Annotated in this window: 19 protein-coding genes and 1 pseudogene; 10 read left to right on the top strand and 10 right to left on the bottom strand. The window is 50.7% G+C overall.

Annotation, left to right across the window (positions count from 1 at the left end; genetic code table 11):
* The 4 genes and pseudogenes from DCH402_RS23070 to DCH402_RS22605 form a co-directional block, all read right to left on the bottom strand.
* On the bottom strand, window positions 1-647 hold a 647-nt coding region (locus DCH402_RS23070), incomplete at its 3' end, for a hypothetical protein (RefSeq protein WP_071604697.1).
* Between the two features lie 68 nt (window positions 648-715).
* Window positions 716-1,147, bottom strand: coding sequence for a hypothetical protein (locus tag DCH402_RS10125; protein WP_028085633.1), 432 nt, complete (start codon window positions 1,145-1,147; stop codon window positions 716-718).
* Window positions 1,147-3,387 (bottom strand): annotated as a pseudogene (locus DCH402_RS10120) (hypothetical protein); the annotation flags it as partial. The pseudogene DCH402_RS10120 and the gene DCH402_RS10125, both read right to left, overlap by 1 nt.
* Window positions 3,362-4,108 carry a site-specific integrase gene (locus DCH402_RS22605; RefSeq protein ID WP_161624068.1) on the bottom strand — a complete coding sequence of 249 codons (747 nt, stop codon included), beginning with the start codon at window positions 4,106-4,108 and terminating at the stop codon, window positions 3,362-3,364. The pseudogene DCH402_RS10120 and the gene DCH402_RS22605, both read right to left, overlap by 26 nt.
* A 387-nt stretch (window positions 4,109-4,495) precedes the next feature.
* On the opposite strand from DCH402_RS22605, the gene DCH402_RS10110 reads away from it, so the two are divergent.
* From DCH402_RS10110 to DCH402_RS10095, 4 genes are all read left to right on the top strand, one after another.
* Window positions 4,496-5,317, top strand: a complete 822-nt coding sequence (locus DCH402_RS10110) for a mannosyl-3-phosphoglycerate phosphatase-related protein (protein WP_040000967.1) — start codon at window positions 4,496-4,498, stop codon at window positions 5,315-5,317.
* A 19-nt stretch (window positions 5,318-5,336) separates the two neighbouring features.
* A complete protein-coding gene (locus DCH402_RS10105) occupies window positions 5,337-6,563 on the top strand; it encodes a glycosyltransferase family protein (RefSeq protein WP_040000966.1) in 1,227 nt (408 codons plus the stop codon).
* A 363-nt stretch (window positions 6,564-6,926) separates the two neighbouring features.
* Entirely contained in the window at window positions 6,927-7,676 is a 750-nt protein-coding gene (gene ydfG / locus DCH402_RS10100) for a bifunctional NADP-dependent 3-hydroxy acid dehydrogenase/3-hydroxypropionate dehydrogenase YdfG (RefSeq protein WP_040000965.1), read from the top strand.
* Between the two features lie 227 nt (window positions 7,677-7,903).
* The gene (locus DCH402_RS10095; RefSeq protein ID WP_040000964.1) at window positions 7,904-8,260 is read left to right on the top strand and encodes a DUF1283 family protein; all 357 of its coding nucleotides are present in this window, start codon (window positions 7,904-7,906) and stop codon (window positions 8,258-8,260) included.
* Window positions 8,261-8,378: 118 nt separating this feature from the next.
* Here DCH402_RS10095 and bioD read toward each other — a convergent pair whose 3' ends face one another.
* The 3 genes from bioD to DCH402_RS10080 form a co-directional block, all read right to left on the bottom strand.
* Window positions 8,379-9,050 (bottom strand): dethiobiotin synthase, encoded by a 672-nt coding sequence (gene bioD / locus DCH402_RS10090; protein ID WP_040000963.1) that lies wholly within the window; start codon window positions 9,048-9,050, stop codon window positions 8,379-8,381.
* A gap of 145 nt (window positions 9,051-9,195) precedes the next feature.
* Window positions 9,196-10,413 carry a sugar metabolism global transcriptional regulator Mlc gene (mlc, locus tag DCH402_RS10085; RefSeq protein WP_040000962.1) on the bottom strand — a complete coding sequence of 406 codons (1,218 nt, stop codon included), beginning with the start codon at window positions 10,411-10,413 and terminating at the stop codon, window positions 9,196-9,198.
* Between the two features lie 115 nt (window positions 10,414-10,528).
* Window positions 10,529-11,443, bottom strand: a complete 915-nt coding sequence (locus DCH402_RS10080; RefSeq protein WP_040000961.1) for a LysR family transcriptional regulator — start codon at window positions 11,441-11,443, stop codon at window positions 10,529-10,531.
* 138 nt (window positions 11,444-11,581) lie between these two features.
* Here DCH402_RS10080 and DCH402_RS10075 point away from each other — a divergent pair, with 138 nt between their 5' ends.
* Both DCH402_RS10075 and tus read left to right on the top strand, forming a co-directional pair.
* Window positions 11,582-12,832 carry an MFS transporter gene (locus DCH402_RS10075; protein ID WP_081642153.1) on the top strand — a complete coding sequence of 417 codons (1,251 nt, stop codon included), beginning with the start codon at window positions 11,582-11,584 and terminating at the stop codon, window positions 12,830-12,832.
* 166 nt (window positions 12,833-12,998) lie between these two features.
* Window positions 12,999-13,925 carry a DNA replication terminus site-binding protein gene (gene tus / locus DCH402_RS10070; RefSeq protein WP_040000960.1) on the top strand — a complete coding sequence of 309 codons (927 nt, stop codon included), beginning with the start codon at window positions 12,999-13,001 and terminating at the stop codon, window positions 13,923-13,925.
* Between the two features lie 3 nt (window positions 13,926-13,928).
* On the opposite strand, the gene fumC is transcribed toward tus, so the two are convergent.
* Complete coding sequence (fumC, locus tag DCH402_RS10065) at window positions 13,929-15,326, bottom strand: class II fumarate hydratase (protein WP_040000959.1); 1,398 nt, start codon at window positions 15,324-15,326, stop codon at window positions 13,929-13,931.
* Between the two features lie 177 nt (window positions 15,327-15,503).
* On the opposite strand from fumC, the gene manA reads away from it, so the two are divergent.
* Entirely contained in the window at window positions 15,504-16,688 is a 1,185-nt protein-coding gene (gene manA, locus DCH402_RS10060; protein ID WP_040000957.1) for a mannose-6-phosphate isomerase, read from the top strand.
* 178 nt (window positions 16,689-16,866) lie between these two features.
* Entirely contained in the window at window positions 16,867-18,420 is a 1,554-nt protein-coding gene (locus tag DCH402_RS10055; protein WP_040000956.1) for a YdgA family protein, read from the top strand.
* Between the two features lie 150 nt (window positions 18,421-18,570).
* On the opposite strand, the gene DCH402_RS10050 is transcribed toward DCH402_RS10055, so the two are convergent.
* Complete coding sequence (locus DCH402_RS10050; RefSeq protein WP_012769849.1) at window positions 18,571-19,035, bottom strand: Lrp/AsnC family transcriptional regulator; 465 nt, start codon at window positions 19,033-19,035, stop codon at window positions 18,571-18,573.
* A 112-nt stretch (window positions 19,036-19,147) separates the two neighbouring features.
* Here DCH402_RS10050 and DCH402_RS10045 point away from each other — a divergent pair, with 112 nt between their 5' ends.
* Entirely contained in the window at window positions 19,148-20,092 is a 945-nt protein-coding gene (locus DCH402_RS10045) for a DMT family transporter (RefSeq protein ID WP_040000955.1), read from the top strand.
* 202 nt (window positions 20,093-20,294) lie between these two features.
* The gene (gene add, locus DCH402_RS10040) at window positions 20,295-21,308 is read left to right on the top strand and encodes an adenosine deaminase (protein ID WP_040000954.1); all 1,014 of its coding nucleotides are present in this window, start codon (window positions 20,295-20,297) and stop codon (window positions 21,306-21,308) included.
* Between the two features lie 106 nt (window positions 21,309-21,414).
* Here add and DCH402_RS10035 read toward each other — a convergent pair whose 3' ends face one another.
* Entirely contained in the window at window positions 21,415-21,873 is a 459-nt protein-coding gene (locus DCH402_RS10035; protein WP_027712094.1) for an SgcJ/EcaC family oxidoreductase, read from the bottom strand.
* Between the last annotated feature and the right edge of the window lie 45 nt (window positions 21,874-21,918).

Raw genomic sequence — 21,918 nt, 5'->3', positions numbered from 1 at the left:
GCAGGGAAATTGGAGGCAATGAGTATCCTGACCTGTGACAGTCGTTTATCAGCGCGTTTGAGGATCACCCCCTGAAAGGTAAATACGAAGACGGCCGAGGCCCACAACAGCATCTGCAGCAGCTTATACATTACCTCTCCATACACTGCGGCACTGACATTATCCCGTAAACTGCTTTCAAACAACAGGTTCAACAGTTGCCATTCGGTATACGTCAGGAGGGCGAGAAAACACACACTTAACAAAAAGCATGTAAACATCGTATTCCTACGTCGTGACGAGTCGCTTAATGCAGCAGCGTACTGCACCACCGGACGGCCACTGGACACCGACACTTCAAACAAATCAAGGACTCGCCGCCCGGATGAAACCAATCGAATGATTTCCAGTGAATGGTTGCACGGCAGCACCACCCGTAGAAATGCCCAGGAAAGGGGACGGATGTTGTGCAGGCGAGCCACGCAGGACTCAACTAGGTAGGCACAAGGCTGCTCTCTGTCCAGCTCTCGGGCCACTGTATCCATCAGCGCTACTTTATTTTTATCGGCATTCTGCCTGTAAGACAGATAAGGAATAATATTGGCAACAATCAGCGTGACTAGGGGAACTGGCAACAGCTGCAACACTTTAAGAAAAATATCCCACATAAAAATCACCTAGTAAGAATCTATCCGATTGACACAGATGTAGAAAATGGCCATCGACAGGGGCTTCGTTACGACTTATGTAGCTCTCTGATCACATGAGGTGCAAGCAAACTTTCTACAGGAATTGCCGTATTAATTTTTACCGCTTTAACAATTGCAATTAAGGCAACTGTATTTTGTGTCAGTTGATCGCGTAGCTCGCTGATTTCCGTCTGCAACTGCTGATTTCTAGCCAACAGTGCCTGCCGAGTTTTTCGGTTGACATATTGTTGTTTTTCTTTAGGGCGTAAGTTCAGTGGATTGAGTTGCTGATCAACATAGGCTGCGATCAGCCGTTTTCGCTCCAAGCTGCTCAGTGTGCTTAAACCTCCGTTGAGAATACCCTTTTCCTTAAGTCGGGTATGCAAAGCTTTGGCAGAAATAGGCGATTTATCAAAGCCTTCAATCATCATCAGTTGTAGTTCGTGTTCAATCAGTGTGTCCAGTTCCTTTCCGCGCATCAGAGGTTCCCCCTAGTCAGTTTTTTGTGCTCTAAAGTAAAAAGCTGTGCCAATGTCTTGATTTCTCCTTCAACTTTTATCTTTCCTGACAGAACATATTCTGTTGAGACTAACCGTCGTGCTTCAGCGCGACTCAACCATTGTGATTGGATAGCATCCAGATGTTGCAAACTTTGCTCGATCTGAGCCAGTTTGGACTGGTAATCCGCCTGGTGTTTAGCAAGCTGAGTCAGTTTTGCGTGTGATTGCAGTAGTGCCTGTTTTTTTGCGAAGAGATTGGGCAACTCATCAATGCGCCCTGTAAGGGTGAAATGCTCGCAAAACGCCACACTCTGGCATTTCAACCGATAGGGACACCCCCAGAGATTAACTGCACGTGTACAGGAACCGAATTTCAGGGGATGTAGCACAGCGTGTCTTTCCACCATCTCAGTTGCTTGTTCTAGGCCTTCATTGTTACTGATTTCTTCAAAAGCTGCGGCAATATCCTCAAATAAACCATCAGCAAATGACGCCTCGATAAACCCAACTACATCATTGCGATCATCAAAGGTGTGTAGATTGGCTTTAATGTTGTTATCAAGCCCCGTACTCTCTGTGACCACCATATGTCCCGTGTGTTTTACGATATTCAGCGGCGTTTTAACTGAGGGGGAATGAGGTTCAGTGGCTAATGCTGTGGATGTTGACTGAAAGCCAATCAGTGAAGCCGCTTTTCTACGTTCAGCAAGTGCCAGATGTTGGTAATGGCGGTTTTGCGTAATATCTACGCGTCCCATCAGCATAGCCTGTAAATGATCAGAAACCTCTGCAATAGCGAGGAAGGTATTAATATTATGCCGGGGTATATGGGTACGCATTTGTGTAGGAGTACCATCATCCTCTAGTAACTTGTATTTGCTGAATACCGATCCAGCAGGATCAGAATTACCTAGGAATTTACTCATTACCCGGTTATCGAGCGGTATGGGTACAGCTATTAATAGTAAAGTGCGTCGTAATGCTAATGAGCCTTTTACATGTAAAAATAGTAAATCTTCATAATTGACTGTGTATTTTTTTCCACTCTCTTGCCAGGCGTGAGTGCAAGGCACGTTAACGTCGGTTATACCGAATTCGATTTTTATGAAATGATTAAGATGATTTTTTGTAAAATAAATGGATTTTGAGTGCTGCGGTCCCAATACTTTTTTTGTGGGCAGAATGCCACGACTTGCCAAAGCTTTTGAGGCGTGCTCCCGCCGCCCACCACGGCCTCGAGAACTTGATGTGGTTTGAATCATATGTTCGACCACATTATCCAACTCAATTAATTCATCAGACAGGGCGTTGATGCCTATTGGCAAGTAATCGCTAAACGCTTTTTCCCGCAAATAGATCAGATGGCGACGCATCGGTGCGGTCAGTTTTTTTACCACTTTGAATATGTTCTCAACCAGCGGTACAGCTAACGGTTCTACCCAGTGCGTGCGTTCTCCAGCACCTTTAACACCGACATAGCGTATGCCAAGGAAATAATCAGGAAGTCCCTTGTCCTGGAGCCGCTTACGTGCTGCTGAGTCATCAATATGGCGTTTGACCAGGGCATCCTGTCTAAGGTTAAACGCTTCAACAGAACGAAAACCAGTAATAACGAGTAATAACAAGCAATTTAGAGCGATCTTCTCGGCATCACTTTCTACTCGGTGGATTAAAGCAACAATATTCAAGAAACCACGAATAGTAATCAATGAATCCTCACCATCGGTGGTCATATCAGCCAGCTTATCCTGGCGTTTTAGTGCAATGGCTTCCTGAGCCTTGCGGGTTAAATTAGTTTGGTTGGTGTACTGAATATCAGAAACATATTGCAAAGTAACAAGAGTAAATGCCTGATGATTTATCAGTTTCTGAAGACTTACACAGCGGCCTTTATAATTGGCAGTGTTAGGATCGCCCGGTGTTGATGCGGCACTTAGGACATCCATTGCACGAAGAATAACGTCTGTGGTTAAGTAAACTGGGTGAGTTTGTCCGGTAGTTTCCACCAACGCATGGTACCGGCGTTTTAAAATCATCAAGGTTGCTATGGCTACAGATGGAGATATGTTTCGGTTCCGTCCCTGGTATACAAGTACCAGCATGGATTTCATAAATTTGATATAAGCATCGTCAATTGTATGGGAGCCATCAATACCTTTGAAACGGCTGATTTCATTAAATCGCAACGAATTTTTACCATTCCCCCGCAACCAACCACTTTATTTCCAGAAGTAGGAGTTCACTGACACGCAAACCATAATTTAGCAAAAGACGACAAATTAAGTAATTACGAAACTGAATTTCTCCGATAGGGAAGGGATTCAGAGGGTTCGCTCGGGAACGTGAACTCGGCCTGATAACCTCGTAAAGAACCCTTACCATCTCGGTCGTCAAGCTACGGAATTGTTTGTGAGATTTTTTTATTTTACCAATTTGAAACTCATCCCGGAGCATCGATACTCGATTTGTCAATCGAGAGGAAAGACGAGACAATTCTTTAGGAGATTCATCCATATACCGTGGCGAAATATAAGTATTAATCATATATGTGATAAAGCGAATAACCGCATGCACATGCTTTGCATTTGTACAACTTTGAGCATCCGGTTTTTGGTGGTTTGCGATCCTGAGTACAGGAACACTAGGTTTCCTGCATTCCAAATAATGGGAAAAAGCCTCCAGCTCTTCAATAGCAATCAGAGGATTATGCCCCGACTGGTAAAAACTGAAGCAAAAAGTTACTCCATGTTTATTAAACCAAAACTCATAGAAAAACTTTAACGCCTGGAGGGTGGTTGCTTGAGTAGACGCAGAACGCAAAGACAGGCGATCGACAAGAAATCTAAGTGGAAACAAAAGTGGCAGGCTTGTTTCTGAATCGACCAACACCCACAGGCGCTTATGCGGTACAACATTGAGCTGAGTGACTACAAACACCATAAAGTCCTCATCAAATGCATGGATATGAAGAAAATAACTCTTAAACATTACTGCCGCAATGAAAAGGTGAGAGACGCTTTAACTACATGATTTTCAGTGGTGAGGATTGGTTAGTGAAGTAATTGTGCATTAAACAAGATTTAACATAATATACATTATGCGAACCAATGTAAGGTCAGGCGGGTTATGACACTCGGCTGGCCAGTCATTCGCGGTCAGCGTCTTACCCACAGTTTGCGAAAATAGTGATCTCTGCCTAGGCTTAGAAAGCACCCAAATCATTTCCATCACAATAATCTGGCGAATAGCGTTTTATCGTCAATCCGCATGTCAGTTGTCTTGTACCGCACCCTAAGCAAATCTGTAGTATCTATACAGGAGGCAAAAGTGCCTGAATTGACTACGAATTGGGTTATTTTTACCGATCTGGATGGTTCACTGCTGGATCACGATACCTACCGCTGGGATGACGCCAAACCATGGTTGAACCGGCTGCAACGTCAGCAGGTACCGATCATCATCACAACCAGCAAAACGGCGGCAGAAATTATGCCGCTACAGCAGGCATTGGGATTGAGTGATATGCCGGCCATAGCAGAAAACGGCGCGCATATTCTGTTGCCGTCATCCCGGCTTTCTTCGCCTTCAACCGCCTCTCTTACCTACTCTGATATCTGCCGGCAGTTACAGCTGTTGCGTGAACGCTACGGTTTTGTATTCCGTGGCTTTGCCGACATGGATGATGTTGCGGTAGCGGCGGTTACAGGGCTGACTGTGCCGCAAGCAGCGCTGGCCCGCCAACGCCATGCTTCCGAACCGCTACTGTGGCAGGGCGATACGGCATCGCTGGAAATATTCAGGGCCTGTCTGGCCCAAAAAAAGCTCTCTTTAACGCAAGGCGGCCGTTTTCTTCACGTGATGCATAACGGCATCAGCAAAGGTATCGCAGTGCATCAATTGATAAAACAGATGCAAGCAGCAACCAGACAAACGTTGGCTACTATCGGGCTCGGTGATGGACCAAACGATACGTCATTGCTGGAAGCGACTGACTACGCCGTGATCATTAAAGGAAACCACAACCATTATGTGACGTTGTCACCTGGTTCTTGTAAAGAGATTTACCGTACCCAAGCCGCCGGACCGGCCGGCTGGAGCGAAGGACTCACCTATTTTCTCGGTCGTTATGAAGCGGAACTGCTTGATTAATAAAGGAGGAATAATCCCCATGAGCGAGTTTTATCAGGATGGCATTATTACCAATTTTCATAATCTTACCCGGCGCAGCGTCGAAGAGTTGGAATACGAGTTACAGGTATTTTCCGGCCAGAGCAGTATGGGGCTGATCCTCCCTTCCCTGTTCTCAGAATTGGAAGGCCCGGCGCTGGGTAAGATTGTCGATATGCTGGCTCAGGTCCCCTATCTGTCTGAAATCGTCATCGGGCTTGATCGGGCTGACCGCGAACAGTTTCTGTTTGCCCGGCAATTTTTCTCTCGTCTTCCACAGCGGCACCGCATTCTGTGGAACGATGGCCCTCGCCTGACCCGACTCAGTCAGGAGTTGACCGACAAAGAATTGGCGCCGATGGAACAAGGGAAAGGCCGTAATGTTTGGTTTTGCGTCGGCTATACCTTAGCGTCGCGCCGTACTGCCTGCATCGCCTTGCATGATTGTGACATTGTCACTTATGATCGCGCCATGCTGGCTCGCTTGCTCTACCCCATTGCCAACCCTTATTTTCACTACGATTTCTGCAAAGGCTATTATGCGCGGGTAGCCGAAGGAAAACTCAACGGGCGCGTTGGGCGTTTGCTGGTGTTTCCACTGTTGAAATCGTTGCAAAGCGTTTACGGTAATTCAGACTATCTCGAGTATATGCGCAGTTTCCGTTATCCATTATCCGGCGAATTCGCGATGCGTAGCCATGTGCTACGGAACTTGCGCATTCCAAGCGACTGGGGGCTGGAAATCGGCATGTTGTCGGAAATTCACCGCGGAACGGCAACCAGCCGTATCTGTCAGGTGGATATCGCCGATAATTACGACCATAAACATCAACCGATGTCAGAAAACGACCCGAGTTCCGGATTGCAACGTATGGCAATGGATATCACCAAAGCGCTATACCGCAAACTGGCAATCCAGGGCGTAAATATCACTACTGATTCATTCCGGGTGCTGCGGGCCACGTATTATCGGACCGCGCTGGATATGATCGACTCATTTGAACACGATGCCCGCATGAACGGCCTGCATTTTGATCGACATACCGAGGAGTCGGCGGTAGAGCTGTTCGCCGATGTCATTACCCAATCCGGACAGGTATACAGCGACAGTCCGGGGGATAAACCGTTTGTCCCCAGTTGGAACCGGGTTCAGTCGGCATTTCCGGATATTCTGGAGCGGCTGTACGACGCCGTAGAAGCAGATAATCAGGAAATGAACGACGCATGACCCGTATCGCCTCACCGAGGGCGGTCCCCCTAACCCCGGTAAGGCGGTATCGGCCATTCGGTTGCATCGTGCCGGAAAGCGGCCTATGACGAACCTGTTTTGCCGGGCTGCGAGCCTCCCCGAGGCTCTGTCTGCAAAATACTGCAAGTCTCTATCCCGTCTGCGAGGCTTCCTGAAAAGATCAATACTGACATAGAGATAGCGACAGGGTTAAGGTATGCTCGTGGCTATATGATGTTGCTGCAAACGATGAGGCTGTCTCTTTGCGATACAGCAGTACGGACTAATCAGTACAGACTAAGTTGCGCAGGTTATTGAGTTAATTCAGGATAGTGCAGTCAGAAATAACAAGAGGAAAAACGCATGATTATTTTGGTTACCGGTGCGACGGCAGGCTTTGGTGAGGCGATTACCCGGCGGTTTATCAAAGAAGGTCATCAGGTTATCGCCACAGGGCGTCGTCAGGAACGTCTTGATGCGTTGAAGGCTGAATTTGGCGATGCGCTTTTCACGCTTCGTCTTGATGTTCGCGATCGGCAAGCTATCGAGCACGCTATTGCTGAGCTGCCTGCCGAATGGCGTACCATTGATGTGCTGGTCAACAATGCCGGGCTGGCACTGGGGCTGGAACCGGCCCACAAAGCGAATGTCGATGACTGGGAAACCATGATCGACACCAACAATAAAGGTCTGGTGTTCATGACCCATGCGCTATTGCCGGAAATGGTGAAGCGCAATGTCGGCCATATCATTAATATCGGTTCCACTGCCGGCAACTGGCCTTATCTGGGCGGGAATGTCTACGGTGCCAGCAAGGCATTTGTACGTCAGTTCAGCCTGGGGCTGCGTGCAGACCTGTCCGGGACTCGGGTACGCGTTACCAATATTGAACCCGGTCTGGTCGGCGGCACCGAGTTCTCCGCCGTCCGCTTTAAGGGGGATGAAGCCAAGGTGAGTCAGACCTATGATAAATCGAACCCGCTGACGCCGGAGGATGTCACCGAAGCCGTGTTCTGGGTGGCGACATTACCGCCTCATATCAATATCAACGCGCTGGAAATGATGCCGGTCAGCCAGACCTATGGCGGCCTGAAAGTCAACCGTGACGAGTAATTCCTTCACATCGCGCTGCTTTCGACGCAGCGCGTCATTAATATAACGTTCGTATTCAAGGGACATCATGGTGATGCAGATATTTCATGGTGAGAGGCGGCTTTCCCTGAATATGTTGGGTCAGTTATAGTTTGTTGATGGCAGCGAATGCTATAGTCACCGTTAAGATATCTTTTGGTATGACAACGCCGTCATCGTATTTATAGAAAATCCTGTCTGGGTGAAACATGCAGAAAAAAACACGTCGTCTACGCCTTCTCATCACATCTTCTCTACTTAGCCTGGGGCTTTTGTCATCCGTGCAGGCCGCGCAGCACATCGTGATTGATAATGGCAATAGCGCCTTATCCAAAGAAGCAGCGCGCCAGAGTAGCGAAGACTGGAATGAAACCCGCACATTACGCAATAAAGTGAATAAACATCTCGAAAAACGTGTCGACAAGGCAGACCGGGATTTTGACAAAGCGGATATGACGGAAGCGCTTGCAGAGAAATGCAAAGCCAGCGCTAACTTCAATGCCTACTGGGAGCCCAATTCATCACGTTGTCTCGATCGTCGCTCCGGCCGCCCTGTAACACCATAATTTCAGCACTAAAACCGCGATATCACATAAGGGGGAATTATCCCCCTTTGTTTTTTGTCACCGGAGAACGGATAAACAAACACGTATGATTGAGATGAATGACGCCTGAGCCTTCAGGCTAAATCGACGGGTTAATCGCGGAAAGATCGATGTAAGCAGATAAATCCCGTTGTTCGGCACGCGGGAGATACGGCAATTCGCCCAATTGAGGCGCGGGGATTTTTTCACGCAAGGCATGAATGATTTCGGCATAATTGGCCAGGCCGGGATTGATGCGGTTCGCTACCCAACCGACCAACGGCAATCCATCGTTAATAACAGCCTGTGCCGTCAGCAACGCATGATTGATGCAGCCCAGCTTGATTCCAACTACCAGTACCACCGGCAATTGTTCCTGAACGACCCATTCGGAATAGGTTCGCATATCATTCATTAACGTACGCCAGCCGCCGCTGCCTTCGACAATTACCATGTCCGATAACCCGCCAAGGTGGTGTAATCCTTCGGTCATGGCGCAGTAGTTAATCTGTTGCTCGCTCGCGCTGATTTCGTCTTCCACAAGCGACACCGGGTTGACCTGCTGATAAGACAAGGAGATTGACGATGCTTCTTGTAACACCAGCGCATCTTTGTTACGTAGCCCCTCTTCCGTTTCTTTACAGCTTTTGGCGACTGGTTTATACCCCACCACCGTTTTGCCCGTTTTCGTCAGCGCTTGTAATAACGCCTTCGATACCACTGTCTTACCAACGGCAGTATCCGTTCCTGTAACAAACATACGCTTTAACATGAAAACATCACTCCGGCAGGCCCACCTGAAAAAATAAACCTCAAAACAACTTACTGATGAGGCTTAAAGTCTAGGGGATGGGCCGCCGATACGGCTTGCGTTAGCGCAATGTTTTGTCGGTCAGCACGCGCGACTGAGCGGTGTGTTAGCCCTGCATCAGCTTAATCAGCAGTGAGCCGTTATAGAGCGCATCTTTGATGAGCGCCGCGCCGGGAACCGTACCCTGATTATAGAAATGGGTCGATGTGACTTGCAGGTGATGGCTATAAGCCGGTAATGCCTGACGGCGAATGCAGTCAAGGATAGCGGGATACAAAATGTCGGCCGCCTGATTCAGCGGCGAGCCAATCAGAATTTTTTCCGGATTAAACAGGTTAACCATGATGGCGGCAATCCGGCCCACGTTATTCCCCACATCAACAATAATATCCTTTGCCAGTTGATCGCCTTTTAACGCCGCGTCGCACAGAGACTCGACCGTCAGCGGCGAGCCGTGCAACAGTGAACTCATCGAACCTTTCAGGCGCTGTTGCGCCAGTTCCAGCATACTTTCAATACTGGCGACGGTTTCCAGGCAGCCGTGGTTGCCGCAATAACAGCGTTTGCCATAAGGATCAACCTGGGTATGACCCATTTCCACCAGCGTCCGGCTGCCGGCATGCAGAATGCGGCCGCCGGTAATCACGCCGGCGCCGACATTGTGATCAATAACAATCTGAATGACGTTTTGGCAGCCGCGTGACCCGCCAAACAGCGCTTCCGCCATAGTCCAGGCACAAATATCATGTTGCAGATAGACGGGTAAGCCTGTGCGCTTTTCCAGCGCCGGGCCAATCGCCATTTCTTCCACATGGTAAAACGGCATACGATGGATAACGCCGGTGGAGGAATCCACCATACCGGGGGACGTAATAGCGATGGCGGTCAACCGTTCCAGTTTTCGCTGGTGACGGATAAAAAACCGATCGATTTCAGTCAGAATCCGGTCCAACAACGGCTGATGATGCTCGCTGGGTAAATCGACCTGCTCTTCCACCACCAAATGACCACTCAGGTCACGCAACGCCAGCGTCATGACCTGGTTACTGATTCGCACCGACAGGTAATGCCAGGCTTCTGTATCCAACACCAGCCCAATCGCTGGCCGACCACGGCTGCCCATTTCCTGATATTCGGTTTCCCGAACCAGATGCGCTTCCATCAGTTCACGCACAATTTTGGTAATGCTGGCAGGAGCAAGTTGAGCCTTTTTTGACAACTCAATACGAGAAATGGGGCCATGTTCGTCGATCAGTCGATAAACGCCACCTGCATTCATCTGCTTGATCTGATCGATGTGTCCCGGCTGACCACTGACAATCACGGTGAAACGGCTCCTGCGATTAGGCGTAACGGTATTTTTTACGCTGTAAAATAAAAAACTGCGGCTATGGTGGGGCTTTTGTAAATAGTCGTCAAATATTTGATTCGATATGTGATTAATCGCACATATTTTTGATAGTACTCCCCAGCATCAACGTGATTAACGTTTGTGCGGCGGTGTTAAGCGGCCGATGCTGATGGGTGACCAGCCACATTTCGCTGATGGCATCTTTTTCCTGCAACCACAAGTACTTGACGCCATCCACCCGGATCCGCCGGAACGATGCGGGCAACAGAGATACCCCCAGACCCGACGACACCAGGCCGATAATCGTCATCGCCTCCCCCACTTCCTGGGTGATGTAAGGAGTAATGCCGTATTTTTTTAGCAGCGTCAGCACTTCGTCGTATAGCGCGGTGCCCACTTCACGAGCGAAAAATACGAAGGGTTCGCTGGCCAATTGCTGGATACTGATGCGACCACCTGGCGAGGCGGCCAGCGGGTGCTCTTCATGTACCACCGCGACCATAGGCTCATGCAGCAATAACTGGTGGCGCAGCGTTTCCGGCAGCGGATTGTTGCGCATTACGCCCAAATCCAGCTTGCCGTCGAGCAACGGCGCGATCTGTTGCTTGGTGTTGATCTCCAACATCTGGATATGTACGTCGGGGTAACGTTGGCGAAATTGCAGTAAGCTGCGTGAAACCTGTTTGACAAACGGCGCCGATGAGGTGAAACCGATATTCAGTTCCCCGATTTCTCCGCGCTGGACGCGGGCAGCACGTTCCGCCGCCTGATTGACCTGATTAATGATCGACCAGGCTTCTTTCAGAAACAGTTCCCCCGCCTGCGTCAGACGCACATTCCGATTGTTGCGATCCAATAACTGAGCGCCAACCCGTTCCTCCAACGCTTGTATCTGCTGGCTGAGCGGTGGCTGGGAGATATGCAGCTTTTCGGCGGCACGCCCGAAATGCAGTTCCTCCGCAACGGCAATGAAGTAACGAAGATGCCTGAGCTCGATATTCATACTTATAAAGTATCATTATTAATAATTAATATATTATACAAAACAATCAGGCTAATTCTATGATTCGCGCACTGATGTTTCTGCCGTATTTTCTCCGGATAAGGATTGATTTTGAGTACCCCGCTGTCTGCACAGGGAATGCCTGTTTCCGTCACTGACGACATCCAACCTCAACGCAATACCCACTCTCCCGGTTACAAAAAACCGTTTATCACCCGAGGGACGCCGACATTCATTCGCGTCACGCTGGCGCTGTTTTCCGCCGGTCTGGCGACCTTTGCCCTGTTGTACTGCGTACAACCGATATTGCCGGTGTTGTCGCAAGCATTCGGCGTATCGCCAGCGGCCAGCAGCCTGTCGCTTTCCGTCTCGACCATTACCATGGCGGTTGGGCTCTTGTTTACCGGCCCGTTGTCCGACACGGTTGGCCGCAAAAACGTCATGGTAGTGTCGTTATTGTTGGCGTCGGTCTGTACTTTGATTGGTTGCACCATGACTCATTGGGCCGGGCTATTGGCAATGCGGGCGCTGGTGGGCTTGTCGCTTAGCGGCGTGGCAGCCGTAGCGATGACTTACCTGAGCGAAGAAATTCATCCCAGCGTGGCCGCTTTCTCCATGGGGCTATATATCAGCGGCAATTCCATTGGCGGCATGAGTGGACGTTTATTAACCGGGGTGATTACCGATTTCTTCGACTGGCGAGTCTCTATTGCCGCGATTGGCATTGTCGCGCTGCTGGCGTCGTTGACATTCTGGCGGATCCTGCCGGATTCTCGCCACTTTCGCGCAGGTTCGCTGCGCCCGAAAACCTTGTGGATCAACACCCGTTTGCACTGGCGCGATGCCGGCTTACCATTCTTATTCGCCGAAGGTTTCCTATTGATGGGAAGCTTTGTCACGCTATTTAACTATATTGGTTATCGGTTGCTGGCCTCGCCTTATAACCTGAGTCAGACGATCGTGGGGTTATTGTCGGTGGTCTATCTGACCGGCAGTTACGCATCACCACGTGCCGGGGCAATGATTACCCGGTTTGGCCGAGGGCCGGTGCTGGTCGGTAGTCTTCTCCTGATGCTGTCCGGCCTGTGGCTAACCCTGTTCAGTGCATTACTGGTGATGTTTGTCGGGATGATGCTGTTTGCTGCCGGGTTCTTTGCCGCCCATTCGGTGGCCAGCAGTTGGATTGGCGTGCGTGCGCTGCGCGCCAGAGGACAGGCCTCGTCACAGTATTTATTCTGTTATTATATGGGTTCTAGCCTGGCCGGCACCTCGGGGGGATTCTTCTGGTATCACTATGGCTGGAGCGGTCTGGTGTTGTTTCTTTCGTGCCTGCTGATGCTGGCATTGTTGATTGGGTGTAAACTGAAGTCACTGAAAGATAGACACTAAATTTTATTTACCTTCGGCACTTTCCCCCACCGGCCTGAATAGTCAGGCCGGTAAATTTTCTGCTTTTACTGCCGTTTTCCCACTGTTAAGCATGAATAAATAGAGGTTGTTAATCTGAGCGTTTGCGATAGAATAAAAGTATGTTGTAACTAAAGCACCGTTAATTATGCCCGCCTACGATTTAATTGAACGCATGAACCATTGCTTCACCACGCTTGAAGCACATTTAGCTGAAATGCATCAGCTTTTTCGCGATTTCCGCTTCGCCGGCGGGCACATATTCAGGTTGCCGCCGGTAGAAAAAGGCAGCGAGCATGACCCGATAACACGTATTCACGTCACCCCTGTTTCTGGCGAGGAGGCCCGTGAGCTCGGTTTACAGCATTTTCGCCATTTGTTTATTCATCACCATCCAGAAACCGTCAGCAGTAAAGCGGCTATCCGCCTGCCGGGCGTATTATGTTTTCAGGTTGACCAACAAGAATCGCAGCTGGCACGTCAGCTCGTCACCGAAATAAACGCCAGGAAAAAAGAGCTGGAACAGATAGTCACCGTCGAATCCGGACTGGAGCCGGAGCAGCGCTTCGATTTTGTGCATTCACACCTCAAAGGATTAATTACGCTGAGTGCTTATCGTGCGATTACGCTGCTGGTTGATCCGACTTCGGCACGATTTGGCTGGGCGAACAAGAATATTATCAACAACATTACCCGCGATGCCCTGCTGGAAAAGCTGGAGAAAAGCCTGCGAGCGGGACGCAGTCAGGCGCCATACAGTAAGGAACAATGGGCGTCGTTGCTGGAGCAGGAAATCAGCGATGTGAAACGCCTGCCGGAACAGGCATCGCTGAAAATAAAGCGACCGGTGAAAGTACAACCGATCGCCAGAGTCTGGTACCAGGAGGAGCAGAAGCAAATACAGTACCCCTGCCCCTCGCCGCTGTTAGTGCTGTGCCAGCAAGATGCCATCCCCATTATGGGCGCACTGAACGACTACGATGCCGACAACATTCAGCACCGCCATCGCCCTAAAGCCAAGCCGTTAAGATTGTTGATCCCCCGGCTGCATCTGTATACCGATGACGGTGCCTGAGCGTCATGATTTCATGCTGCCGACCATATCCTCCGGGCGAACCCACTGGCTAAATTGCACGTCGGTGAGATAACCCAATTTCAACGCCGCCGCTTTCAACGTCAGCCCTTCTTTATGCGCTTTTTTGGCGATTTCCGCCGCTTTGTCATAGCCAATATGTGGATTCAGCGCCGTCACCAGCATCAACGACTCATTCAACAACTGATTGATCCGTTCGCGATTAGGCTCGATACCCATGGCGCAATGTTCATTAAAACTCCTCATGCCATCGGCCAGTAGCCTCACGGATTGCAGGAAATTGTGGATCACCATCGGCCGAAACACATTCAGCTCAAAATTACCGGAGGCACCGCCCATGTTGACCGCCACATCGTTACCCATCACCTGACAACACAGCATGGTCAGCGCTTCGCACTGTGTGGGATTCACCTTCCCCGGCATAATTGAACTGCCCGGCTCATTTTCAGGAATGGCGATTTCACCAATCCCGCAACGCGGCCCGGAAGCCAGCCAGCGAACATCGTTGGCAATCTTCATCAATGACGCCGCCAGCCCTTTTAACGCGCCATGGGCGTGAACCAGCGCATCACAGGTAGCCAGTGCTTCAAATTTATTCGGCGCGGTGACGAACGGGTGTCCCGTTAAGGTTGCTAATTCCGCCGCCACCCGCACAGCGTATTCAGGATGGGTGTTCAAGCCGGTTCCGACCGCGGTTCCCCCTAATGCCAGTTCACTCAGGTGTGGCATACTGGTTTCAAGATGACGCAGATTATGCGACAACATCGCCGCCCAACCTGAAATCTCCTGCCCCAGGGTCAACGGCGTCGCATCCTGCAAATGGGTTCGCCCAATCTTGACGATATCGGCAAATTGTGCCGCCTTATCCGCCAGTGTGTGCTGCAATGCGTTCAGTTCCGGAATCAGTTGCTCCCGCACCACGGTCACCGCCGCCACATGCATCGCCGTGGGGAAAACATCGTTAGAACTCTGGCTTTTGTTGACATCGTCATTCGGGTGCACTAGCCGTTCATTACCCCGCACGCCCCCCAACAGTTCACTCGCCCGATTCGCCAGCACCTCATTCATATTCATATTGGTTTGCGTACCCGAGCCCGTCTGCCAGATAGCCAACGGGAATTCACCGACATGCTGACCGACAAGCACTTCATCCGCCGCCTGAATGATGGCATCGCCTGTCGCGGCAGCTAATAGCCCCAGATCCATATTGACGCGCGCCGCCGCACGTTTAGTCTGAGCCAGCGCCATAATCAACGCACGGGGCATTTTCTCTTCCGAGATACGAAAATGTTCCAGTGAACGCTGGGTTTGCGCCCCCCACAGATGCGCCGCCGGTACGGCGATCGGCCCCATCGAATCTTTCTCAATGCGCGTGTCTGACATGGTTTTCTCCTTTACGAGACAAGTCACTTTCAGAGGAGTGCGAATTTTTACCCTTCTGGAATCATGGCATATAAAGCATTAGCATAGCGGGCACAAAGACGGAGCAACCTTTCTGGTCTGACTATCCGCCGTTATCACCACATAAATTAACAATCTGTTTAATGGCAGGAAAATATTATGCAAAAAATGCGCAACAGTGTGCAGAATTATGCCTGGGGCAGTAAACATGCGTTAACAGAACTGTATGGAATTGAGAATCCAGGCAACCTGCCAATGGCGGAATTGTGGATGGGCGCTCACCCGAAAAGCAGCTCTGTGCTGATTGACGAGCAAGGGCAAGCGCATAATCTGCGGCAGATAATTGATAACGACCAACCGGGCATATTGGGTGAAGCGGTGGCGAAACGCTTTGGCGAGTTGCCGTTCCTGTTCAAGGTATTATGCGCCGAACAACCGTTGTCGATTCAGGTTCACCCCAGCAAATCCGCCGCCGGGAAAGGGTTCGCCCGGGAAAATGCAGCCAGCATTGCGCTTGATTCGCCCCAACGCAACTACAAAGACGCGAACCATAAACCGGAACTGGTCTTTGCCCTCACCCCTTATCTGGCGATGAATGGCTTTCGCGCGCTGGCGGAGATAGCTGAGTTACTTCAGCCGCTGGCCGGCGCCCACCCGGCGATTGCCGCCTATTTATCACACCCGGACAGCCAGACGCTGAGCGCTCTGTTTTCCAGCCTGCTCAGCATGAACGGCGAGCAGAAAGCCGCCGCCATTGCCGAGCTGAAACGCGTACTGGACAGCAGGCAAGGCGAACCGTGGGATACCATTCGCTTTATTGCGCAGTTTTATCCTGATGATGGCGGTTTGTTCTCTCCGTTACTGCTCAATGTCGTCACACTGCAACCAGGCGAAGCGATGTTTTTGTATGCACAAACCCCACATGCCTACCTTCATGGCGTGGCGCTGGAAGTGATGGCCAATTCGGATAACGTTTTGCGCGCCGGTCTGACGCCAAAGTACATCGATATTCCGGAATTGCTCGCCAACGTCCGTTTTGAATCCATATCGGCCGATTCATTACTGACATCGCCGATAAAAACAGCCAACGAACTGAGTTTCCCTATCCCGGTCGATGACTTTGCCTTTTCTCTGCACTATCTTACTGATGTACCGCAGACGCTAAACCAACAAAGCGCAGCGATTATCTTTTGCGTCGAAGGTCAGGCAGTGCTGGAACGCGGATCGCAGCAGGTGACGTTGCAACCTGGCGAATCGTGCTTTATCCCTGCTAACGAATCACCGGTACAGGTTCTGGGACAAGGCCAGATAGCCCGCGTCTATAACCAGCCTTTAATGGCCTAACGCCATCTATTTCCCTGCGATACCCAAGTTATTCGAGTGGCAGGACGACGTGCGTTGCGTTTAGAACAGCGCACCGCACCGGTTCTGTAGAGCCGGACTGCGAACGCTACCACACCGGCCGCGTGAAGAGTAATGGGTATAAGGGATATAAAAATTTGAATTAACAAGGAAATATAACGTGGCAAAAAAAACAGTTGTAGCCGCCGGCGTCGTTATTGCGCTCGCCGCAGCCTGGGGGGGAGCCTCCTGGTTTACCGGTAAGCAAATTGAACAGCATATGGGCGAAGTCACCAATAATCTGAATGGCGAATTGAAAAATGCCTACCCTCAGGCTGGCGTCAAGGTGGCATTCCGCGATTATCAGCGTGGCCTGTTCAAAAGCCAGGTCGCACTGGTTTTACAGTCAGACGGCAGCAATGCCAACGAACACCTGTTGGGTACCAATGAGGAAGTGGTATTCAACACAACCGTATTCCACGGCCCTTTCCCGCTCACCGGCAATCAGTTCAGCCTGAAACCGGCAATGGCCGCCGTACACAGTGAGCTAGCCAACACGGAATCCGTAAAAGCGCTGTTTGAACTCACCAAAAACAAGCCGTTTATCACGGCGAATAGCCGTATCGATTATAACGGCGATACCCACTCCGCCGTGACGCTGGAAGCACTGGACGTGACGGACCAGGACATGAAGGTCAATTTCAGCGGTACAACGCTGTTGGTCGACCTGGCAGGCGATCTGCGCGCCGGTAAAGTCGCCGGCAATGTCGCCAGTCTGACGATGGAGAAAACGAATCTGCAAGGGCAGAACGAAAAACTGACGTTGCAGGATCTGGCGCTTAACAGCGATACCCGTAAAGGCAAATTCGATCTCGAAATCGGCGACGCCAGGCTGACGCTGAAAAAACTGGCATTGAACGTGCAAAGCGGCGATAGCCTGGTATTGAATGACTTTTCGTTGATCAATCACACCACGGAAGATGACGCGAACCTGGCCGGACAGCTGGCGCTGTCACTGGGATCGGCATTATTCCGCGACCAAAATCTGGGCTCGTGGAACCTGAATTTCAACTTCTCTGGGTTGGACGGCAAAGGCACTCGCCAGTTTATGACCGAATACCAGAAAAACCTACAATCGATGCTGCAAAATATCGATCATGTTCCCCCGGAAGTCTACAACCAGCAACTGGCGGCCTTAGTGCTGCATAATCTGCCGCAGTTGCTGAAAGGCAACCCTAGCATCAAGATCGCACCATTCAGTTGGAAAAACGCCAAAGGTGAAAGTACCTTCACGCTGGCGCTGGATTTAACCGATCCACTGCAGAAGAGCGCCGCACCGACCGGACAACTCTCCGACGAAGAAGCCATTATTCGTCAGTCGGTCAAAAACCTCGAGGCCCGGCTCAATGTGCCGCTGGATATGGTGACCGAGCTGATGGTGCAGACCGCCGCCAAACCCGGTTCCGATGCAGAGAAAAAACAACTCGAGCAGATGGCGCGCCAGCAGGCGCAATTGATGGCGAATATCGGTCAGATGAGCCAGATCACCGTCACCAAAGACAACACGATCACCAGTTCACTGCAATACACCGACGGGACGGTAACCTTTAACGGACGCAAGACGCCGTTGGCGGAGTTTATCGCTCCATTTATCACTCAACCGGCGGAAAACGTGCCTGAACAAGGCGATGACGCCCCGGAAGCGCCGCAACCGGACGCCTCCGTCAGCCCGTAATTCCCTCTTACTGTCATAGTAACCGGCACCGACACGGTGCCGGCTTCATTCGGGCCGAGCATCAGGTTCAACATCGGCTCCCTTTTCCGATTCGCGCTCTCCCCGGCATTCCTGGTAGCAACACGACTATCAGTGGTAGCAACACCACGATCAGAGACGAGGAAAAACCTTCGACCGTTTAACCATTCCATACGCAAAACTCGTTTCGATTGAAGCAATACCGCCAATTTTCTGTAATTTATCCCGCACGAAGCGTTCATAATCACGAAAGCTACTCACCAACACACGTAATAAGTAGTCTGCATCACCCGCCATGACATAGCAGTCCATAATGTCGTCAATGTTGCCTACCGATTGCTCAAACGTCCGGACCGATGCTTCAGAATGATGCTCCAGACGAATACGCACCAGGGCGGTAATCGGCAAGCCGTAGGCCTCTTCATTTACGATAGCGGTGTAGCCGGTAAGAATGCCGGCTTTCTCCAACTGCCGCACCCGCCGCAGGCATGGCGTTGGCGAGAGATTAATTTTCTCCGACAAGTCCTGGATCGTCAGCCGTCCGTCTTGCTGCAAGAGCGTGATGATTTGTCGATCCGTTGCATCGAGTTTGCTCATAATTAGATGAATCCACCAATACGGAATGAATAAATAGAAGATATAGCAGTAAATCACCACGGGTAACTACGTATTATGGTCAAAATCAAGACTATTCCCGTAAGGATGTGACATGCAAGTTGAAAACGTAAAAAACCCACGGACGGCTCAGTCGTATCAGCCGGTACAACCTCAACCTGCCGGCCTGTTGCTGGGCTATGTGGCGATGGCCATTGCCGTGATAGCGTGGTCGCTGTTTGCCGTTTCCATCAGAGCCATTAGCGCTTCACCACTGTCGATTGCCGACGTTGCGTTGTTCCGGTTCGGTATCCCTGCCTTGCTGTTGTTACCCTGGCTCCCCGCACGCCTGCATCAACTATCAAACCTTCGCCTACGTGAAATCATCGCCATACTTGTTGGCGGCGGCGTCCCCTATTTCTTCATCGCGTCGCTAGGCGGCCACTTAACGACGGCCGCGCATGTCGCCGCCTTGATCGCTGGCACGTCCCCCCTCTCAGTCGCCTTGTTAGCTTTCGTCCTGTTTCGGCATCGCGTCGGCACGACACAATTGCGCGCCATTCTGCTTATTTTGGTGGGAGTCGTCTCCATGGTGTTACCGGGATTCAGTACAACCATGATGCACGGTAGTGCCATGCTGCTGCTGGCCAGTCTTTTGTGGGGTGGCTATACGCTGGCAATCCGCCGCAGTGGACTTGATACGATCGGGTGCGTCTTGTTGCTCAGTCTTCCATCCGCCTTACTGTTGCTTGGTTTAATGACGACAGGCGTTGTCGAATCACATCTCCGTAGCGTCACGCTGCACGAGATGCTGCCGTTCCTGCTGATACAAGGATTGGGTACGGGAATTATTTCCAGCTTGAGTTATACCGTTGCCGTGCAGAAACTCGGGCCAAGCCGCAGTGCGCTGATAGGGTCATTATGTCCGGCGCTGGCTTATTTACTCGCCGTCCCGTTACTGGGCGAGCATTTTTCTTTGCCTAATGTCATTGGCGTCGTCGTCATTACGTTGGGTGTTATTCTTGCCAATGCGCCATTTACCCCTTATGCCAAAGGTTGACCGCCCGAAATAGGCTGACGCCAGCGCCTCGTCGATATGCGAAAATTTCTTTTTATCAATAGAAATATACGTACCTTTATTCTTATACTGCATACCGAATTATCAGACCCTGTCCCTCATGGTGCGGAGCCGCTAACGCCAGTGTCATGAGGAATATCGCCTGCTGATGGATTTTTTTATAAAAAACGAGTAAAACTAAAACATGATTGATCCGTACATTCCATTGACGGATATCCATCGCCATCTTGATGGTAATATCCGCCCACAGACCATCCTTGATTTGGGCCGTCAGTTCAATATCGAGTTGCCCGGCCATGACCTGGCCTCCCTGCTTCCTCACGTTCAGATAGTCGATAGCGAACCCGATTTGATCAGCTTCCTGCAAAAACTGGACTGGGGTGTCGCTGTATTAGGATCGCTGGACGCCTGCCGTCGAGTCGCTTACGAAAATGTGGAGGATGCTATCCGTGCCGGTCTTGATTACACCGAACTGCGCTTTTCTCCCTACTACATGGCCCGTTGCCATCAATTGCCGCTGGAAGGTGTGGTAGACGCGGTGATCGACGGTATCACTACGGCTTGCCGTGATTATGACCACCGCGTCATGGTGCGTCTGATTGGCATCATGAGCCGCACCTTCGGCAGCCATGCCTGCGAGCAAGAACTGGAAGCGCTGCTGGCGCACAAAGACGGCATTGTCGCCATCGATCTGGCCGGTGATGAACTCGGGTTTCCCGGTGAGTTATTCTCGCCCCATTTTACCCGCGCTCGCGATGCTGGTTGGCGTATCACCGTCCATGCCGGCGAAGCCGCCGGGCCGGAAAGCATCTGGCAGGCAATACAACAACTGGGAGCCGAGCGTATCGGTCATGGCGTCGCCGCCATCGTCGACAGCGCGCTGATGGAATATATGGCCGAGCACCAGATTGGTATTGAATCCTGCCTGACGTCTAACCTGCAAACCAGCACGGTAAAAGCGATGAACGAACACCCGCTGGTACATTTTCTGCACCACGGCATTCCGGCCACGATCAATACCGATGATCCGGCGGTTCAGGGCATCGACATCCGTCATGAATATGAAATCGCCGCACCAGAAGCCGGCTTGTCGCCGGAGGATATCCGCCAGGCACAGGAGAACGGACTGCGTATTGCATTTATCTCCGAGCAGGAAAAACAGAGATTGCGTCAACGCGCCCTGCAACGGCAAGCCTGATTCATAGCGGCGAATCGGTTCACGGTTTGCCGATAAAAAAAGCGGATACCTGAGGTATCCGCTTTTTCACACACAGACAGCGTTATCGTACGCTATCCCGGTATAATCAGTCCTGCGGCTGTACAGACGAGTGATGGCTGGTAATCAACCATTTGCCATCTTTGTAGCCATAGGTATAGGTGTAACGCGCTTTAGCCTGTGACTTATCGCCGAAGGTAAAGGTGTAGTTACCGATATCCAATGCTTCGTTACAACCAATTTTGATAACGCGGTTATCAATTTTACCAACAGGTTTTTTCGGTAAGAAATGCTCAAAGTAATCAATACGCTCAGCATCTGTTGTTCGAATTTTTCCAGACAGTGTCGGCAGTAATACTGCATCGGCGGCATAATTGGCGTTAACTTTCTTGGCATCACCGGTCTGCAGCGATGCATTCCAGCGATCAAACAAACTGGCGATAGCTTTCTCGTCAGTCTTGACACAGGTTTCGGTATTGGCGGCATAAGCCTGGGAGGTGGCGACAGCACTGAGCAAACTCAGCGAAAGCAAAACTTTTTTATACATGTATGTCCCTCATAAATAACGATTAATTTAAATATCCTTGTATCT

This window comes from Dickeya chrysanthemi NCPPB 402 (assembly GCF_000406105.1).
GTDB classification, from domain to species: Bacteria; Pseudomonadota; Gammaproteobacteria; order Enterobacterales; family Enterobacteriaceae; genus Dickeya; species Dickeya chrysanthemi.
Note: the sequence above shows the minus strand (reverse complement) of the source record. Positions and strands in the feature narration are given on the sequence as shown.

Bases quoted from the DNA above. Each gene is read 5' to 3' on its own strand.
- DCH402_RS10125 (WP_028085633.1), bottom strand. From the start codon at position 1,147: ATGCGCGGAAAGGAACTGGACACACTGATTGAACACGAACTACAACTG.
- DCH402_RS22605 (WP_161624068.1), bottom strand. From the start codon at position 4,108: ATGGTGTTTGTAGTCACTCAGCTCAATGTTGTACCGCATAAGCGCCTG.
- DCH402_RS10105 (WP_040000966.1), top strand. From the start codon at position 5,337: ATGAGCGAGTTTTATCAGGATGGCATTATTACCAATTTTCATAATCTT.
- ydfG (WP_040000965.1), top strand. From the start codon at position 6,927: ATGATTATTTTGGTTACCGGTGCGACGGCAGGCTTTGGTGAGGCGATT.
- DCH402_RS10095 (WP_040000964.1), top strand. From the start codon at position 7,904: ATGCAGAAAAAAACACGTCGTCTACGCCTTCTCATCACATCTTCTCTA.
- bioD (WP_040000963.1), bottom strand. From the start codon at position 9,050: ATGTTAAAGCGTATGTTTGTTACAGGAACGGATACTGCCGTTGGTAAG.
- DCH402_RS10080 (WP_040000961.1), bottom strand. From the start codon at position 11,443: ATGAATATCGAGCTCAGGCATCTTCGTTACTTCATTGCCGTTGCGGAG.
- DCH402_RS10075 (WP_081642153.1), top strand. From the start codon at position 11,582: ATGCCTGTTTCCGTCACTGACGACATCCAACCTCAACGCAATACCCAC.
- tus (WP_040000960.1), top strand. From the start codon at position 12,999: ATGCCCGCCTACGATTTAATTGAACGCATGAACCATTGCTTCACCACG.
- fumC (WP_040000959.1), bottom strand. From the start codon at position 15,326: ATGTCAGACACGCGCATTGAGAAAGATTCGATGGGGCCGATCGCCGTA.
- manA (WP_040000957.1), top strand. From the start codon at position 15,504: ATGCAAAAAATGCGCAACAGTGTGCAGAATTATGCCTGGGGCAGTAAA.
- DCH402_RS10050 (WP_012769849.1), bottom strand. From the start codon at position 19,035: ATGAGCAAACTCGATGCAACGGATCGACAAATCATCACGCTCTTGCAG.
- DCH402_RS10045 (WP_040000955.1), top strand. From the start codon at position 19,148: ATGCAAGTTGAAAACGTAAAAAACCCACGGACGGCTCAGTCGTATCAG.
- add (WP_040000954.1), top strand. From the start codon at position 20,295: ATGATTGATCCGTACATTCCATTGACGGATATCCATCGCCATCTTGAT.
- DCH402_RS10035 (WP_027712094.1), bottom strand. From the start codon at position 21,873: ATGTATAAAAAAGTTTTGCTTTCGCTGAGTTTGCTCAGTGCTGTCGCC.